Here is a 15,941-nt window from a genome sequence, read left to right on the forward strand (position 1 = left end):
ACGCAAGGAAGGATTGGGGCATGACTCAAGCACTGGCGGATATGCGGCGTGACTACACCCGTGACGGGCTGGCCGAGGCTCAGGCCCCGGCCGAGCCTTTCGCGTTGTTTCATCAGTGGTTCGGCGACGCGGTCAAGACCGAGCAACCTCCGGTCGAGGCCAATGCCATGACCCTGGCCACGGTGGATGCCCAAGGGCGCCCGCATTGCCGGGTGCTGCTGCTCAAGGGTCTGGATGAACAGGGTTTTACCTTTTTCACCAATTACACCAGCGCCAAGGGCCAGCAATTGAGCGAGCGCCCGTTTGCGGCCATGACTTTTTTCTGGCCTACCCTGGAGCGTCAGGTACGCATTGAAGGGCAGGTGGTCAAGGTCACGGCGCAAGAGTCCGATGCCTACTATCAGGTGCGCCCCCTGGGCAGCCGGATCGGGGCCTGGGCTTCGCCGCAAAGCCAGGTGATTGCTGATCGTGATGAGCTGGTCGAGCTGCTCAAGGCCACCGAAGCACGCTTCAGTGACAGCCAGCCCCATTGCCCCGAACACTGGGGTGGCTACCGTTTGTTGCCGGAACGTATCGAGTTTTGGCAGGGGCGCCCCAGCCGCTTGCACGATCGCCTCAATTACCGGCGCCAAGGTGCTGACTGGGTGCGTGAGCGCCTGGCACCCTGAGGGCACCCTCGGCACCAGGGCGCGTCAAGCAAAATGGCTATTACGCGCTACGCTTTGCTAAGTTTTGAAATGGCCTGCAGCGTTGGTTTTACTGTACAGATGCTGAATAAAGGCCTTTTATCCGCGCTGTACCGTGACAGGTTTGCGGCGGCGGAGTTTAATGAATCCCTGATATTTTGGAGTTGATCCTATGCGTAAGTCCGTACTGTTGGTTGCTGCTTTTTCTACCATGACCGTCTTGTTGGGCGGCTGCACCTCCAACTTGACCGGCGACAGCTATTCGCGTGACGAAGCCCGACGTGTGCAGACCGTTCGTATGGGCACCATCGTTGCCCTGCGCCCTGTACAGATCGAAGGCACCAAGACCCCAATCGGCGCTGCAACCGGTGCGGTCATCGGCGGCGTGGGTGGCAGCGCCATCGGTGGCGGCCGTGGCAGCATCGTTACCGCCGTTATCGGCGCAGTGGCGGGTGGCCTGCTGGGTTCGGCAGCCGAGTCGGGCCTGACCAAGACCCAGGGTGTGGAAATCACCGTGCGTGAAGACGACGGCAGCACCCGCGCCTATGTGCAGCAGGTTGAGCCGAACCAGGTGTTCCGTACCGGTGAGCGCGTGCGCATCATGACCGTTGACGGCACCAGCCGCGTTACCCAGTAAAACCGGGACAGCGCACAAACAAAACCCCGGCCAGTGCGAACTGGCCGGGGTTTTTTATGCCTGCAAAACAGCTCAGGACGAGTGCCTGAAGGCCTGTGGTGCCCCTGACAGGGTGATGGCGATATGGTCCAGCAAGCGCTCTGCCGTGTACTTGGGCATGCAGCTGAACGCAATGACCACGGCCAGCCCCAGTGTCAGAGCGGGCCGCGGAACGTGACTGACGTTGTACTGCCTGAGGTTGTACACAAATACACAGGCGGCGATCGAGCCTATCAGGGCTCCGGCGATGGCTTCCGGCAAGGGGTGGATGGTGTGGGCGACGTAATTGATGGCGAACCACCAGGTCGCCAACAGCCCGGCCACGAGCGCAGGCCAGCGCAAGCGCTGGTCGATCTGTTGGCACAGCAGGTTGAGCATTACGGTGAAGACCAGGCAAGCGTTCATGGCGTGACCACTGAACACGGCAATACCCAGGTCATGCAGACCAATGCCCCAGCCCTTGAACAGGATCTTGCTGGCGCCCACCACCAGGTAGGCCGTTACCAGCACGCCCATCCACAGCAAGGCGATTTTTCGGGAGGCACCCAGCCACAGCCATACCGCAATCACCAGTGCTGCCGGGAACATCACCGTGATGCCGGCGTATTGCACAATCTGCATTTTATCGACCACGTTTATCTCTATTGGCGATTCACTCAAGCGAGCTGTGCCTCTGTGGGAGCGAGCCTGCTCGCGATGCTCTGAGACCTTCGTGAGCAGGCTCGCTCCCACAGTAGGGTGGGGTTACGCCACCGCTTGTTTACGGCTGAAGAACAGCGTAACGCCATAGCCGAGCAGTGCAGCGAGGATTGAGCCGGTGAGGATGCCCATGCGGTCCATGCCCACATAATCGCTCCCTGCGACGAACGCCAGTGAGCCGACAAACAGGCTCATGGTGAAGCCGATACCGCACAAGATGGCCACGCCAAACACCTGGCCCCAGTTGGCGCCTGCGGGCAGGGCGGCCATGCCGGTTTTGATGGCGATCCAGGTCAGGCCGAACACGCCAAGGGTTTTGCCGATCAGCAAGCCTGCGGCAATGCCCATGGGCACGTGGCTGACAAAACTGTGCATGCTGACCCCTGCCAGTGATACGCCGGCATTGGCGAAGGCAAACAACGGCAGAATCGCGTAAGCCACCCAGGGATGCAGGGCGTGCTCAATGCTCATCAACGGTGAAGTTTCGGAGTTTTTGGTGCGCAGCGGGATGCAGAACGCCAGCGTTACACCTGCCAGCGTGGCATGCACACCACTTTTGAGCACACACACCCAGAGGATCAGGCCGACGATCATATAAGGCGCGACCTTGATCACCCCCATGCGATTCATGGCAATCAGCACGATCAGGCAGGCTGCCGCCAGCAGCAGGGACACGCCCGACAGCTCGCTGGAGTAGAACACCGCAATCACGATGATCGCCCCCAGGTCGTCGATAATCGCCAGGGTCATCAGAAACAGCTTGAGCGACACCGGCACACGCTTGCCCAGCAGAGCCAGCACGCCGAGAGCGAAAGCAATATCGGTGGCCATCGGGATGGCCCAGCCGCCGAGTGCGTCCGGATAATCCTTGTTGATAAACCAGTAGATCAGTGCCGGTACCACCATGCCGCCAATGGCCGCCGCGCCGGGCAGCACCACCTGCGAGGGCTTGGACAGCTGGCCTTCGAGCAATTCGCGTTTGACCTCAAGGCCGATCAGCAGAAAGAACAAGGCCATCAGGCCATCGTTGATCCACAGCAGCGAAGGCTTGGCAATTTGCAGGGCGCCGATTTGCACCGCTACCGGCACGTCCAGAAAGGCCGTGTAGTAATGGGAAAGCGGTGAGTTATTGACGATCAGAGCCAGAGCGGCCGCGGCAATCAACAGCAGACCGCTGGCAGCTTCCAACTGAAAGAAACGAGTGAAAGTGCTACGCAGAGGCAAGGTCGCTCTCCATCAATTAGGTAAAAGGTGCGACACCCTAACCCGTGGGGTTAGTGGTTAAAACAAAAACTATATTCTTTTTTGTTATAAGCACGGGCGTGCTCACACACCGCTCAAGAGCCTAGCAGTTGTGTGTCAAATTGAGTCTGTTTTGTGCCTGTGGGATCTGTAGGAAATATCCCGATTTTGTTGGTTTTTACTAGTTTTTCCGCAGGCTTCAAGCCTGTCCTCTTGCTCACGCTCGAGCAAGAGGAGGCCGATAATGATGTGGGAGCGGGCTTGCTCGCGATGCATACACCACGGTTTGCCAGGCAGACCGCAGCGTCTGTATCGCGAGCAAGCCCGCTCCCACATCTCAGGGGTACAGCCCCTGCCGTGTCAAAACCTAGGCTTCGATACCCAGAATGTCGCGAGCCACGGCTTCGGCAATGCGGATGCCGTCAACACCAGCCGAGAGAATCCCGCCAGCGTAGCCAGCACCTTCACCCGCCGGGAACAGGCCCTTGACGTTGAGGCTCTGCATCGACGCATCACGGGTCATGCGCAGCGGCGACGAGGTACGGGTTTCGATGCCGGTGAGAATGGCGTCGTGCATCGAGAAGCCCTTGATCTGCTTCTCGAAGGCCGGCAAGGCTTCACGGATGGCTTCAATGGCGAAGTCCGGCAAAGCCAGGGCCAGGTCGCCCAGGGACACGCCCGGCTTGTAGGACGGCTCGACGCTGCCCAGGGCCGTTGACGGTTTGCCGGCAATGAAGTCACCGACCAGTTGCGCCGGAGCTTCGTAGTTGCTGCCGCCCAGCACATAGGCGTGGGATTCGAGGCGCTCTTGCAGCTCGATGCCGGCCAATGGCCCGCCCGGATAGTCTTCCGGCGTAATGCCGACCACGATGCCCGAGTTGGCATTGCGCTCGTTACGCGAGTACTGGCTCATGCCGTTGGTCACAACACGGCCTGGCTCGCTGGTGGCCGCAACCACGGTGCCACCCGGGCACATGCAGAAGCTGTAGACCGAGCGGCCGTTTTTTGCGTGGTGCACCAGCTTGTAATCGGCAGCGCCCAGTTTCGGGTGGCCGGCGTACTTGCCCAGGCGTGCGCTGTCGATCAACGACTGCGGGTGTTCGATACGGAAACCTACCGAGAACGGCTTGGCTTCCATATAAACGCCGCGATCGTGGAGCATGCGGAACGTGTCGCGAGCGCTATGGCCCAGCGCCATGATGACGTGGCGGGAGTTCAGTTGCTCACCGTCGGCCAGCACCACGCCGGTCAGTTGACCGTTATCGATCAGCACATCGGTGACCCGTTGCTGGAAGCGCACTTCGCCGCCCAGGGCGATGATCTGCTGGCGCATGTTTTCCACGACGCCGGTCAGGCGGAAGGTGCCGATATGCGGCTTGCTGACGTAGAGGATTTCGTCTGGCGCACCGGCCTTGACGAACTCGTGCAGCACCTTGCGACCGTGGTGCTTGGGGTCCTTGATCTGGCTGTAGAGCTTGCCGTCGGAGAACGTGCCCGCGCCGCCTTCGCCGAATTGCACGTTGGACTCGGGGTTGAGCACGTTTTTACGCCACAGGCCCCATGTGTCCTTGGTGCGCTGGCGCACTTCGGTGCCGCGCTCAAGAATGATCGGTTTGAAGCCCATCTGGGCCAGCAACAGCCCGGCGAAAATACCGCAAGGGCCAAAACCGACCACAATCGGGCGTTCGCTCAGATCCTGCGGCGCCTGGCCTACCACTTTGTAGCTGACGTCCGGTGCTGGATTGACGTTACGATCGTCGGCGAACTTGAGCAGCAACGGCGCTTCATCGCGCACGCTCAGGTCTATGGTGTAGATAAAGCACAGTTCCGACGATTTTTTACGCGCATCGTAGCTGCGCTTGAACAAGGTGAAATCGACCAGGTCATCACTTTCGATGCCCAGGCGCTGCAGGATGGCAGGGCGCAGGTCTTCTTCGGGATGGTCGATCGGCAGCTTGAGTTCGGTGATTCGTAACATTGACAGTGTCCAGTATCGGGGGGCCAGGTAAACCCTGGCAGAACCGGTAATTGTAAGCTGCTTTGGGGAAATTTGCGGTAACAGTTATCGATCAGTCGTTACGCGCGCCACCAAAATAACCGCAGCCGCGCTGCACTTGTCCGTTGATCCGTAGCTCGGCGCCCAGGTGCTGCACGCTGCCATTGGCACTGTCGGTGCAACGTTGCGGCGCCACCCATAGCTCGATTCGTTGGTTGTTGGCCTCGGTGGACAGGGAGAAGCGGCCATCGCCAACCTGTTCTTCAACGTAAGGCAGGGCCAGGTCCGGCTGGCCTTCGCGCTTGAGCACCATGCCCTTGCCGCCGGCTTGCACTTCCCAGGCCGGGCCATTGCCGTTGGCGTGTACGGTCAGTTGCTTGAAATTGGGGTCCTGGCAGGCGCTGCTGTTGCGCTCCAGGCGGTAGAGCTGTTGCACCAGTACTTCGCCCTCTGCGCCAGGTGTTTTGCTGGCCACAAAGTTGCCGCGCAGATCGGCGAACAATTTGCCCGGTTTATTAGGCATGTAAGACGCGTCCTGCACCAGGGTGGTGTTGGCGCTGTCACGCACCACATAGCGCTGTTGGCCGACACACGGCTGGAACACCAACTGGTCATTGGCCGATACCAGCTCGCCCTGCAGGCGGGTTTGGCCGGCGGTGGTGTCGACGGGTTTGCTGCTGAACATCTGGCAACCGGCAAACACGGGCAGCAAGGCGAACAAAACTAAGGGACGGGCAACACGCATCATGGGCACTCCTGAAGGGTGCCGCCACGTTACTCAGCCTGGCGATGCATCACAAGAGGGCTGGCCCGATTGATGTGGGAGCGGGCTTGCTCGCGATGCAGGCGGCGCAGTTTGTCAGCCGGACCGCATCGAGACTATCGCGAGCAAGCCCGCTCCCACAGGTTTTGCTCAGCCCACGATATAGGTTTGCCCGGTTTGCAGGCCTTCGACACTTTTGGCGTAGGCCAGGGCTACATCGGCACCGGCCACAGGCTTGAACCCACGGAAGTAGGGCGCGTATTTGTCCATCGCCTCTTCCAGCACCGTCGGGCTCACCGAGTTGACCCGCAACCCGCGTGGCAACTCAATGGCCGCCGCTTTGACAAAACCGTCCAGTGCCGCGTTGACCAGTGCCGCCGAACTGCCGGTGCGAATCGGTTCGCGGTTGATCACGCCACTGGTGAAGGTGAACGAGGCGCCATCGTTGGCATATTCGCGGCCGATCAACAGCAAGTTGACCTGGCCCATCAACTTGTCCTGCAGGCCCAGGGCAAAGTCGTTCTCGCTCATTTCAGCCAGGGCGGCGAACTTGACGTTGCCCGCAGCACAGATCAACGCATCGAAGCGCCCGGTTTGTTCAAAGAGCTGGCGTATGGAGGCACTGTCGCTGATATCGACCTGATAATCGCCGCTTTTTCGCCCAATTTCGACGATCTCATGGCGTGGCGACAATTCGCGGTGAATGGCTGAACCGATGGTGCCTTGGGCGCCGATCAACAGGATTTTCATGGTGCGTGCCTATTTGGATAAGAGAAGTACTCAGTCTAGTAGTGGTTTTTTGCTGCGATAAGCGCACTAATAGGCAACCTTTGGTTTTCATATGGAAACAATCCATGAGCGAAATGGATGACCTGGCGGCGTTTGCGGTGCTGATTGACGCCGGCAGCTTTACCTTGGCCGCCCAGCAGCTGGGGTGTAGCAAAGGGCAGTTGTCCAAGCGCATCAGCCTGTTGGAAGCGCAGTTTTCCGTGGTGTTGTTGCACCGCACCACCCGGCGCTTGAGCCTGACTGCCGCAGGCGCGGCGTTATTGCCGCAGGCCCGGGCGCTGGTGGTGCAAGTGGAAAGGGCACGTCAGGCATTGGCCCGGTTGAAGGACGATATGGTCGGCCCGGTACGCATGACGGTGCCGGTATCCTTGGGCGAAACCTTTTTTGATTCGCTGCTGATGGAGTTCTCCAGTGAATACCCGCAGGTGCAGATCGAGCTGGAGCTCAACAACAGCTACCGTGACATGGCGCGGGAAGGGTTTGACCTGGCGATCCGCTCGCAGGTGGCCAGTCACGAGCGGCTGGTGGCCAAACAGGTGCTCAACTGGCACGAAATCACCTGTGCCAGCCCTGAGTATCTGCTGCAATACGGCGAGCCGACTGCACCGCAACAACTGGCCGAGCACCGTTGCCTGCTCAACAGCCACTACAGCGGCCGCGAAGAATGGCAGTACCACCGTCAGCATGAGCTGCACCGGGTACGGGTCTCGGGGCCGTTTGCCAGCAACCATTACAGCCTGCTGAAAAAGGCCGCAGTGATCGGTGCCGGTATCGCCCGCTTGCCGTCGTATATGCTCAGCAGTGAATTGGCCGATGGGCGCTTGCGCGGGTTACTGCGTGACTATCAAACCCGCAGCAACCCCATGTACCTGGTGCATCCCTATCAGGGTGGGTTGCCCAAGCGCACGCAGGTTTTGGCGGATTACCTGGTAGGCTGGTTCCAGCGCAGTGGTGAGGCCATCGACCAGCTTTAACCCGAACTCCCGGCACAAAAAAACGGCCCCTAAGGGCCGTTTTGTTATACAGGCAGCTTTAGCCGCCCAGGTAAGCGTCACGCACTTTCGGGTCGTTGAGCAATTGCTCACCGGTGCCTTGCATCACCACCCGGCCGTTTTCCAGCACATAGGCGCGATCGGCAATTTTCAGTGCCTGGTTGGCGTTTTGCTCCACCAGGAACACCGTTACACCCTCTTTACGCAGTTGCTCGATGATGTCGAAGATCTGCTGGATGATGATCGGTGCCAACCCCAGGGATGGCTCATCAAGCAACAGCAGCTTGGGCTTGCTCATCAGCGCCCGGCCAATGGCGAGCATTTGCTGCTCGCCACCGGACATGGTGCCGCCGCGCTGGGTAAAGCGCTCCTTCAGGCGTGGGAACAAGTGCAGGACCTTGTCCATTTGCTCCTCATATTCCCGTTTTTCGGTAAAGAACCCGCCCATGGCGAGGTTCTCTTCCACGGTCAAACGAGCAAACACCCGACGCCCTTCGGGTACAACGGCGATGCTTTTGCGCATGATCTGCGCCGAACTCAACCCCACCAGCTCTTCGCCCAGGTAACGGATGCTGCCGCTATGGGCTTGTGGCGAGCCGCACAGGGTCATCATCAGGGTCGATTTGCCCGCACCGTTGGCGCCGATCAGGGTGACGATTTCGCCCTGACGTACTTCCACATTGACACTGTGCAGGGCCTGGATCTTGCCGTAAAAGGTCGAAACGTTTTCAAATTGCAGCATTTACGCTTCCCCCAAATAGGCTTTGATCACTTCAGGGTTGTCGCGGATCTGTTCCGGCGTCCCGTCTGCCAAAGGCGTGCCCTGGTTGATCACCACGATATGGTCGGAAATGCTCATGACCAGTTTCATGTCGTGCTCAATCAGCAGCACGGTGGCGTTGTGTTCGTTGCGCAAGACGCTGATCAGGGCCTTGAGGTCTTCGGTTTCCTTGGGGTTCAGACCTGCCGCCGGTTCATCGAGCATCAGGATCCGTGGGCGGGTCATCATGCAGCGGGCGATTTCCAGGCGGCGTTGCTGGCCGTAGGCCAGGGTGCCCGCCGGGCGGTTGGCGAACTCGGTCAGGTTGACCTTGTCCAGCCAGTACGCGGCGTAGTCCAGGGCGTCACGTTCGCTTTTGCGAAATGACGGGGTCTTGAACAGGCCCGACAGGAAGTTGGTGTTGAGGTGGCGATGCTGGGCAATCAGCAGGTTTTCCACCGCTGTCATGTCCTTGAACAGGCGCACGTTCTGGAAGGTACGCACCACGCCCTTGCGCGCAATTTCATGGCCCGGCAAGCCTTCGATGGACTCGCCATCGAGCACGATGCTGCCGGCTGACGGCTTGTAGAAGCCGGTCAGGCAGTTGAATACGGTGGTCTTGCCGGCGCCGTTAGGGCCGATCATCGACACCACCTGTTTTTCCTTGACGGTCAGGGCTACGCCGTTCACCGCCAACAAGCCGCCAAAGCGCATGCTCAGGCCGCTGACTTTGAGTAACTCGCGGCTCATTTTCGCAGCTCCAGGTGAGGACGTTGCATAGGCAGCAAACCTTGTGGACGCCAGATCATCATCAGCACCATCAGGGCTCCGAACAGCAGCATCCGGTATTCGCTGAATTCACGCATCATTTCCGGCAGCAGGATCATCACCACGGCGGCCAGGATAACCCCCAGTTGCGAGCCCATGCCGCCCAGTACCACGATGGCCAGAATGATCGCCGACTCAAGGAAGGTGAACGATTCCGGTGTCACCAGGCCCTGGCGTGCAGCAAAGAAGCTACCGGCGAAACCTGCGAAGGTCGCGCCCAGGGTGAAGGCCGAGAGTTTGATCACGGTCGGGTTCAGGCCCAGGGCGCGGCAGGCGATCTCGTCTTCACGCAGCGCTTCCCAGGCGCGGCCGATTGGCATGCGCAGCAGGCGGTTGATCACGAACAGCACCAGCAACACCAGCACCAGCGCGATCAGGTACAGGAAGATGACCTTGTTGATCGAGTTGTAGGCGATACCGAAGTATTCGTGGAACGTTTGCATGCCCTCGGCGGCGGTCCTGTCGAAGCTCAGGCCGAACAGGGTGGGTTTGGGAATGTTGCTGATGCCGTTTGGCCCGCCGGTGATATCGGTCAGGTTACGCAGGAACAGGCGGATGATTTCACCGAAGCCCAGGGTCACGATGGCCAGGTAGTCACCGCGCAGACGCAGCACCGGAAAGCCCAGCAGCAGGCCGAAGGTGGCGGTCATCATCCCGGCCAGCGGCAGGCAGACCCAGAAGCTCCAGCCGAAGTAATGCGAGAGCAGCGCGTAGGTGTAGGCACCCACGGCATAGAAGCCCACATAACCCAGGTCGAGCAGGCCCGCCAGGCCGACCACGATGTTCAGGCCCAGGCCGAGCATCACATAGATCAGGATCAGCGTGGCGATGTCCACCGCGCCGCGCGAGCCGTAGAACGGCCAGACCAGTGCCACCACGACCAGGCCGAGAATGATCCAGCGCTGGGTGCTGGGCAGGGTCAGGAAGTTGGTGGCCTTGGCAGGCACTTTTGGCAGGCTGGGGGAGTTCTTCCAGGCCGTGCTCAGTTGCTGGTTGAAGAACACGCGCACAAACATCAGCAGGGAGCAGATCGCGATCACGCTCAGGATCAACGGGCTGGTGTTGTGAACTTCGATGTTGATCCCGACAATCGTCAGTTTCAGACCGAGTACCGGGTAGGCGACGGCCCAGACCAACAGGGCGCTGAAGAGCGCCGACTTAAGATTCCTAGTCATACTTTTTCAATCTCCGGACGCCCCAGAATGCCGGTCGGACGGAACAGCAACACCAGCACCAGCAAGCCAAAAGCCACAACGTCTTTGTACTGGTCGCCGAAAATATCGGCACCAAAGGCTTCCGCTACACCCAGTACCAGGCCACCGAGCATCGCCCCGGGAATACTGCCAATGCCGCCCAGTACCGCAGCGGTAAAGGCTTTGAGGCCTACCAGGAACCCCGCGTTGGGGTTGATCACGCCGTATTGCACGCTGATCAGTACCGCGGCAACAGCTGCCAGGGCCGCACCGATCACGAAGGTGAGGGCAATCACGTTGTTGGTGTTGATGCCCAGCAGGTTGGCCATCTTCATGTCTTCAGCGCAGGCGCGGCAGGCGCGACCCATGCGCGAGCGAGAGATGAACAGGGTGAGGCCGAGCATGGCCAGGAACGTGACGACGAAGACCACGATTTGCATGTAGGAAACGATAACTTCGCTGGCGCCTCCAGGACCAAAGGTGAAGCCGCCGGGGATCAGGTTGGGGATCGATTTGTCTTTGGAGTCTTGTGCCAGTAGCACGGTGTTTTGCAGGAAGATCGACATGCCGATCGCGGAGATCAGCGGGATCAGGCGATTACTGCCGCGCAGGGGACGGTAGGCAACCCGTTCGATGCTGTAGCCGTAGGCACTGGTGACCACGATGCTGGCGATAAACGCGGCAGTCAGCAGCAGTGGCACGCTGTCCAGACCCATCATGGTCAGGCCGGCGATGGCGATAAACGCAATATAGGAACCAATCATGTACACCTCGCCGTGGGCGAAGTTGATCATTCCAATAATGCCGTAAACCATCGTATAGCCGATGGCGATCAGGGCATAGGTGCTGCCAACGTTGAGGCCGTTAACCAGCATTTGGAAGAAGTGATAGATGTCAGGCATTACAAAGCTCCTAAAAACCTGAGACGCATTTCACTGGTGGAGTCATTTTCCGGCCCGGGCCGTATGGGTTTTCACCCACTTGGAGCACAGGTCTTCTGCCAGCGAACCGCTGGTGACGGTTTTAAAGATTTTCAGGTGGGCAGGCTTTCGGATCACGAAAGCGCGGCCCCATTTCCATGAACCGCAGGCCTGTAAAACAAAACCCACCGCTTGAGCAGTGGGCTTGTTTTCAGGTCAGGAACCGACCCTTACTGAGGGCTTACTTCAGTTTTCGGCTTGCCGAAGTGCCATTCGTAGACCACGAACTTGAAGTCTTCCACGTCACCTTTGGTGTCAAACTTCAGGTTGCCGGTAGGCGTCTTGAACGTACCTTTGTGGATGGCTTCAGCGACTTTGGCCGGGTCTTCGCTTTTCGCCTGCTCGATACCGCCGGCAATCACTTCAACTGCGGCGTAGGCCGGGAACACGAATGGACCGGTAGGGTCCTGCTTTTTGGCGGCGAAGGCGTCAACCAATGCCTTGTTTTCCGGATCGGCGTCGAAGGCTTTTGGCAGGGTAACCAGCAGGCCTTCGGAAGCGCCCTGGGCGATTTGCGAGATGGACTCGTTGCCCACACCTTCAGGGCCCATGAACTTGGCGTTCAGGCCTTTCTCTTTGGCCTGACGCAGGATCAGACCCAGCTCAGGGTGGTAGCCGCCGTAGTAGACGAAGTCGACGTTGGCTTGCTTGAGCTTGGCGATGACCGAGGAATAGTCTTTTTCACCCGCGTTGACGCCTTCAAAGACAGCAACCTTGATGCCTTTGTCTTCGAGGGTCTTTTTAACGGCGCTGGCGATGCCTTCACCGTATTGCTGTTTGTCGTGCAATACCGCAACGACTTTCGGCTTGACGTGATCCGCGATGTAGTTGCCAGCGGCAGGGCCCTGGGCGCTGTCCAGACCGATGGTGCGGAAGATCATCTTGTAGCCACGAGCGGTGATTTCCGGGCCGGTGGCGGCCGGGGTAATCATGATGATGCCTTCGTCTTCGTAAATGTCCGAAGCAGGCTGAGTGGAGCTGGAGCACAGGTGCCCGACAACATACTTGATACCGTCATTGACCACTTTGTTGGCCACGGCAACCGCTTGTTTCGGGTCGCAGGCGTCATCGTAGTCAACGGCTTCAAGTTTTTTGCCATCAACGCCGCCCTTGGCGTTGATTTGTTCGATGGCCATTTTTGCGCCTGCGAACTGCATGTCGCCGTACTGAGTCAGAGGCCCGGTTTTAGGGCCGGCAATACCGATCTTGATGGTGTCTGCGGCAAATGAATGGCTGGCAAACCCGGCCAAAACCATAGCGGCAAACAGTTTAGTAATCTGCTTCGTAGCCATCTTTATTGGTGCTCCACTCTTCTGTTGTAATTTTTATAGTCCTGGAAGCCAAGGCAGCCGGACCGGGTCTTCTTGTTGCGAAATTCCCGGTCAATCCCCCCTGCAACTGTACCGGTACAGTGTAGAGCGCCGATTCAGCGCTTGAATAGCTGGCTGGCGGGGGAAAAAACAGGAAATGTCGCTATAACGAAAGAAAAAGACATAAAAGCGGCGCGTTTGGCGGTTGATAGTTATCAGAATGTTGCCACATCAACACTGCCGCCTCGGGCCCTCTGCTCTTTCCTCGCGACTTACCTGAAAAGCCGGGTTTTTCAACCGGGTGTGCAGCGTTATCATGACGCCGATTTTTTTCCCCGGTGAAACCCATGAATCAAGAACCTAGCACCCTCTATGCCAAGCTGCTTGGCGAGACCTCAACTATTGAATGGAAAGCCCTGCAGCCCTTCTTTGCCAAAGGTGATTTGCTGTGGGTCGAACCCGGGCTGGACTTGATCGAGGCGGCGCAGGCCGTGACTCAGGATGATGCAGAGAAAGTCTCGGCCTGGATGGCGTCCGGCTTGCTTGGCAAGATGACTGAAGCTCAGGCGCTAGACGTTCTTGAACGCGACCCGCAGCTGTGGGCTGTAGTGGTTTCGCCTTGGGTGATGGTCCAGGAAAGGGCGCAAAAATAACCCTGCGCACCAAACCGGCGCATTTGTTTGCACTGCTGTGAAGAGCCCGGAGTGTGTAGCTCAGTAACCCGCCTTCGCGTAGTGGCAATATGCCGTAGAGAAACGCCACAGTTACCCCTGTGGCGTTTTTTTGTGCCTGTGTTCCGGCGGTATCGCTATTGGCTGGTCAGCACAAAGGTGGCGTGATCGGGTGCGGGTATCGGGCGTTTGTCGAGCTGTAGAAGAATCTCTGGCAGCGCCTCGCAAGGTACGGGGCGGCTGAGCAGGTAGCCCTGGATGAAGTCGCAGCCCAGCTGGTTGAGAAACTCGAACTGGCGGGTGGTTTCGACGCCTTCGGTGACCACCTGCAGGTGCAGGGTATGGGCCATGAGGATAATGGCCTGGACGATTTCCATGTCCTGGCTGGATGCCGGGATGTCTTGAATAAAAGAACGGTCGATTTTCAGGGTATTGAGCGGCAGGCGCTTGAGGTAAGCCAGGGACGAATAGCCGGTGCCGAAATCGTCGATGGACAGTGACACGCCCAGCGCGCGGATCTGGCGCAGCAACTGCGAGGTGCTGTTCAAATTGCACATCAGGGCGTTTTCCGTGACTTCCAGCTCCAGTCGTTGGGCACTAATGCCGGATGTGCGCAGGGCGTTTTCGATTTCGTCGGCCAACTCAATGCGCACCAGGCTCAGCGCCGAGCAATTTACGGCAATGCCCAGGTGCTGCCAGCCCAGGCGGGAGAGGGCGGCGAGATCATGGCAGGCTCTGCGCAACACCCAATGGTCGAGCCTGGCGATCAGCCCGTTGGCCTCGGCGATGCTGATAAAACGCTCCGGGCCCAGCAAACCGTGTTCAGGGTGCTGCCAGCGCACCAGGGCCTCCAGCTTGGCGACCCGGCCACTCTTGAGGTCGAAGATGGGCTGGTAATGCAGGAGCAGCCCCTTGTCCTCATTCAGCGCATTGCGCAGCTCCTCTTCAATTTGCAGCTCCAGGTAAGCCCGGGTTTTCAGGTTGGAGCTGAAAAAATTCAGGGTGTTACGCCCGCTGCCCTTGGACTGATACAGCGCCAGATCGGCATGCTTGAGCAGTTCTGCACTGGTTGTGCCGTCTTCAGGGAATACGCTGATGCCGATGCTGGTGGTCATTACCATCTGGCGTCCTGACAGCTCGATGGGCTCTTTGAGTTTGAGCATGATGCGCTGGGCCATGCTTTGCGCTTCATCGCGCTGGCTGAGGTTGATCAGAATGCAGAACTCGTCACCGCCAAACCGTGCAACCACGTCATCGTGGCTGCGGATGGCGTGCTTGATGCGCGTGGCTATGGTCTTGAGCAGTTCATCCCCGGCGTCATGCCCCAGGCTGTCATTGATGCGTTTGAAGTGGTCAATGTCGAGGAACATCACGGCGAGCCTGGTGTTCCTGGCGGCGCAGTCGATGAGTTTTTCAGCAAACAGCTGATTGAAACCACGACGGTTGATCAGATTGGTCAGCGGGTCGAAATGCGCCACTTGCTGCAAGGACGCGCGAGCCTGGTCGAGCTGGCTGAGTAAGGCGTTGACGCGCCTCAGATCGTGCTCCTTGAGTTGCAGCTTCTTGTCGACAATCGTGGCGCTGATGCAGCTGCCAATCAGCAGCAGGGCGATGACGGCTACCACAAGGGCCAGTTGCCAGTTATTGCTGGCTGTATCCGGACTGCCCGCCAGTGTGTCGCCAATGATGAAGTGAGCGCCGAGCAGGCCGCTTGCAGCAAGCATGCACAGGGCATATTTGTAAAATTGATGGAGCAGGCCGCCGGTGGAGCGCCAGGCGGTGGTGCTGTTGAGCGTTTGCACAATGATCAGGGCAATCAGTAATGAGCCCAACGCGATAACAGCGTTGTAGCGCGAGTCGAGCGGAGAGTAAAAAGCCAGCATGCAGATGCTGTGCATGGCCCAGATACCGATGGTCAGGCAACTGACACCTATCCATCGCCAAACGGTTTTGGCTGCTGCTTTTTCTGCATTGGCCGCGCGGTCGAGCAGATTCAGCGTGGCCACGCAGGCAGTGCAGGCAACCAGCCAGGCCAGAAACAGCAAATAGGGGTTATAGCCGCCGATCAACAGCAGTTGGTTGTCTGCGGGTTCAGCCAAAAGTTGCAACCCCGAACTGTCCATTGCACGCCTCGGCGATCCAGATGCGCTAGTCGTAGGGTGCTAGCTTGGGGTCGAGTATAGAAGCTGGATTGAGGGAGGCAGGGGTGATGGCAAAATGATGGTGATCATTTTGTTATTAGGGTGGGGGTTTATAGTTAGTTACGTTAGATCGGGACTGTCAGAAATGTGGGAGCGGGCTTGCTCGCGATAGGATTAACGCGGTGATTCAGTTTCACCTCATTGATCCTATCGCG

The 15,941-nt window shown here is 58.7% G+C and carries 16 protein-coding genes; 5 read left to right on the forward strand and 11 right to left on the reverse strand.

Annotation, left to right across the window (positions count from 1 at the left end):
* The first annotated feature begins 20 nt into the window (after positions 1 to 20).
* Positions 21 to 668, forward strand: a complete 648-nt coding sequence (gene pdxH, locus BLU25_RS20305; RefSeq protein WP_016779725.1) for a pyridoxamine 5'-phosphate oxidase — start codon at positions 21 to 23, stop codon at positions 666 to 668.
* A 190-nt stretch (positions 669 to 858) separates the two neighbouring features.
* Entirely contained in the window at positions 859 to 1,323 is a 465-nt protein-coding gene (locus BLU25_RS20310) for an outer membrane lipoprotein (protein WP_083369803.1), read from the forward strand.
* 72 nt (positions 1,324 to 1,395) lie between these two features.
* On the opposite strand, the gene BLU25_RS20315 is transcribed toward BLU25_RS20310, so the two are convergent.
* The 5 genes from BLU25_RS20315 to BLU25_RS20335 all read right to left on the reverse strand — a co-directional run bounded on the left by BLU25_RS20315 (position 1,396) and on the right by BLU25_RS20335 (position 6,812).
* Positions 1,396 to 1,995 (reverse strand): hypothetical protein, encoded by a 600-nt coding sequence (locus tag BLU25_RS20315; protein WP_016779727.1) that lies wholly within the window; start codon positions 1,993 to 1,995, stop codon positions 1,396 to 1,398.
* Between the two features lie 111 nt (positions 1,996 to 2,106).
* Entirely contained in the window at positions 2,107 to 3,285 is a 1,179-nt protein-coding gene (gene nhaA / locus BLU25_RS20320) for a Na+/H+ antiporter NhaA (RefSeq protein WP_016779728.1), read from the reverse strand.
* A gap of 385 nt (positions 3,286 to 3,670) precedes the next feature.
* Entirely contained in the window at positions 3,671 to 5,281 is a 1,611-nt protein-coding gene (locus tag BLU25_RS20325) for an NAD(P)/FAD-dependent oxidoreductase (protein ID WP_016779729.1), read from the reverse strand.
* Between the two features lie 91 nt (positions 5,282 to 5,372).
* Positions 5,373 to 6,044: a COG3650 family protein gene (locus BLU25_RS20330; protein WP_029611274.1), complete on the reverse strand. Its 672-nt coding sequence runs from the start codon at positions 6,042 to 6,044 to the stop codon at positions 5,373 to 5,375.
* Positions 6,045 to 6,212: 168 nt separating this feature from the next.
* A complete protein-coding gene (locus BLU25_RS20335) occupies positions 6,213 to 6,812 on the reverse strand; it encodes a short chain dehydrogenase (RefSeq protein ID WP_016779731.1) in 600 nt (199 codons plus the stop codon).
* A gap of 104 nt (positions 6,813 to 6,916) precedes the next feature.
* On the opposite strand from BLU25_RS20335, the gene BLU25_RS20340 reads away from it, so the two are divergent.
* On the forward strand, positions 6,917 to 7,825 hold the full coding sequence (locus tag BLU25_RS20340; protein ID WP_016779732.1) for a LysR family transcriptional regulator: 909 nt from the start codon (positions 6,917 to 6,919) through the stop codon (positions 7,823 to 7,825).
* Between the two features lie 58 nt (positions 7,826 to 7,883).
* Here BLU25_RS20340 and BLU25_RS20345 read toward each other — a convergent pair whose 3' ends face one another.
* The 5 genes from BLU25_RS20345 to BLU25_RS20365 all read right to left on the reverse strand — a co-directional run bounded on the left by BLU25_RS20345 (position 7,884) and on the right by BLU25_RS20365 (position 12,902).
* Positions 7,884 to 8,585, reverse strand: a complete 702-nt coding sequence (locus BLU25_RS20345; protein ID WP_016779733.1) for an ABC transporter ATP-binding protein — start codon at positions 8,583 to 8,585, stop codon at positions 7,884 to 7,886.
* Positions 8,586 to 9,353: a high-affinity branched-chain amino acid ABC transporter ATP-binding protein LivG gene (livG, locus tag BLU25_RS20350; RefSeq protein WP_016779734.1), complete on the reverse strand. Its 768-nt coding sequence runs from the start codon at positions 9,351 to 9,353 to the stop codon at positions 8,586 to 8,588. It abuts the gene before it with no gap.
* Positions 9,350 to 10,606, reverse strand: a complete 1,257-nt coding sequence (locus tag BLU25_RS20355; RefSeq protein WP_016779735.1) for a high-affinity branched-chain amino acid ABC transporter permease LivM — start codon at positions 10,604 to 10,606, stop codon at positions 9,350 to 9,352. The genes livG and BLU25_RS20355 overlap by 4 nt, the downstream gene beginning before the upstream one ends.
* Positions 10,603 to 11,526 (reverse strand): high-affinity branched-chain amino acid ABC transporter permease LivH, encoded by a 924-nt coding sequence (gene livH, locus BLU25_RS20360; RefSeq protein WP_016779736.1) that lies wholly within the window; start codon positions 11,524 to 11,526, stop codon positions 10,603 to 10,605. Before livH ends, BLU25_RS20355 begins: the two co-directional genes overlap by 4 nt.
* Positions 11,527 to 11,774: 248 nt before the next feature.
* A complete protein-coding gene (locus BLU25_RS20365) occupies positions 11,775 to 12,902 on the reverse strand; it encodes a branched-chain amino acid ABC transporter substrate-binding protein (protein WP_085984365.1) in 1,128 nt (375 codons plus the stop codon).
* A gap of 135 nt (positions 12,903 to 13,037) precedes the next feature.
* Here BLU25_RS20365 and BLU25_RS23490 point away from each other — a divergent pair, with 135 nt between their 5' ends.
* Positions 13,038 to 13,256: a hypothetical protein gene (locus BLU25_RS23490; protein ID WP_139803957.1), complete on the forward strand. Its 219-nt coding sequence runs from the start codon at positions 13,038 to 13,040 to the stop codon at positions 13,254 to 13,256.
* Positions 13,257 to 13,261: 5 nt separating this feature from the next.
* A complete protein-coding gene (locus BLU25_RS20370; protein WP_016779739.1) occupies positions 13,262 to 13,567 on the forward strand; it encodes a DUF2288 domain-containing protein in 306 nt (101 codons plus the stop codon).
* Between the two features lie 155 nt (positions 13,568 to 13,722).
* Here BLU25_RS20370 and BLU25_RS20375 read toward each other — a convergent pair whose 3' ends face one another.
* Positions 13,723 to 15,708, reverse strand: a complete 1,986-nt coding sequence (locus tag BLU25_RS20375) for a bifunctional diguanylate cyclase/phosphodiesterase (protein WP_016779740.1) — start codon at positions 15,706 to 15,708, stop codon at positions 13,723 to 13,725.
* Positions 15,709 to 15,941: the final 233 nt, after the last annotated feature.

The sequence above is a fragment of the Pseudomonas fragi genome (assembly GCF_900105835.1).
In the GTDB taxonomy this organism is placed as follows: domain Bacteria; phylum Pseudomonadota; class Gammaproteobacteria; order Pseudomonadales; family Pseudomonadaceae; genus Aquipseudomonas; species Aquipseudomonas fragi.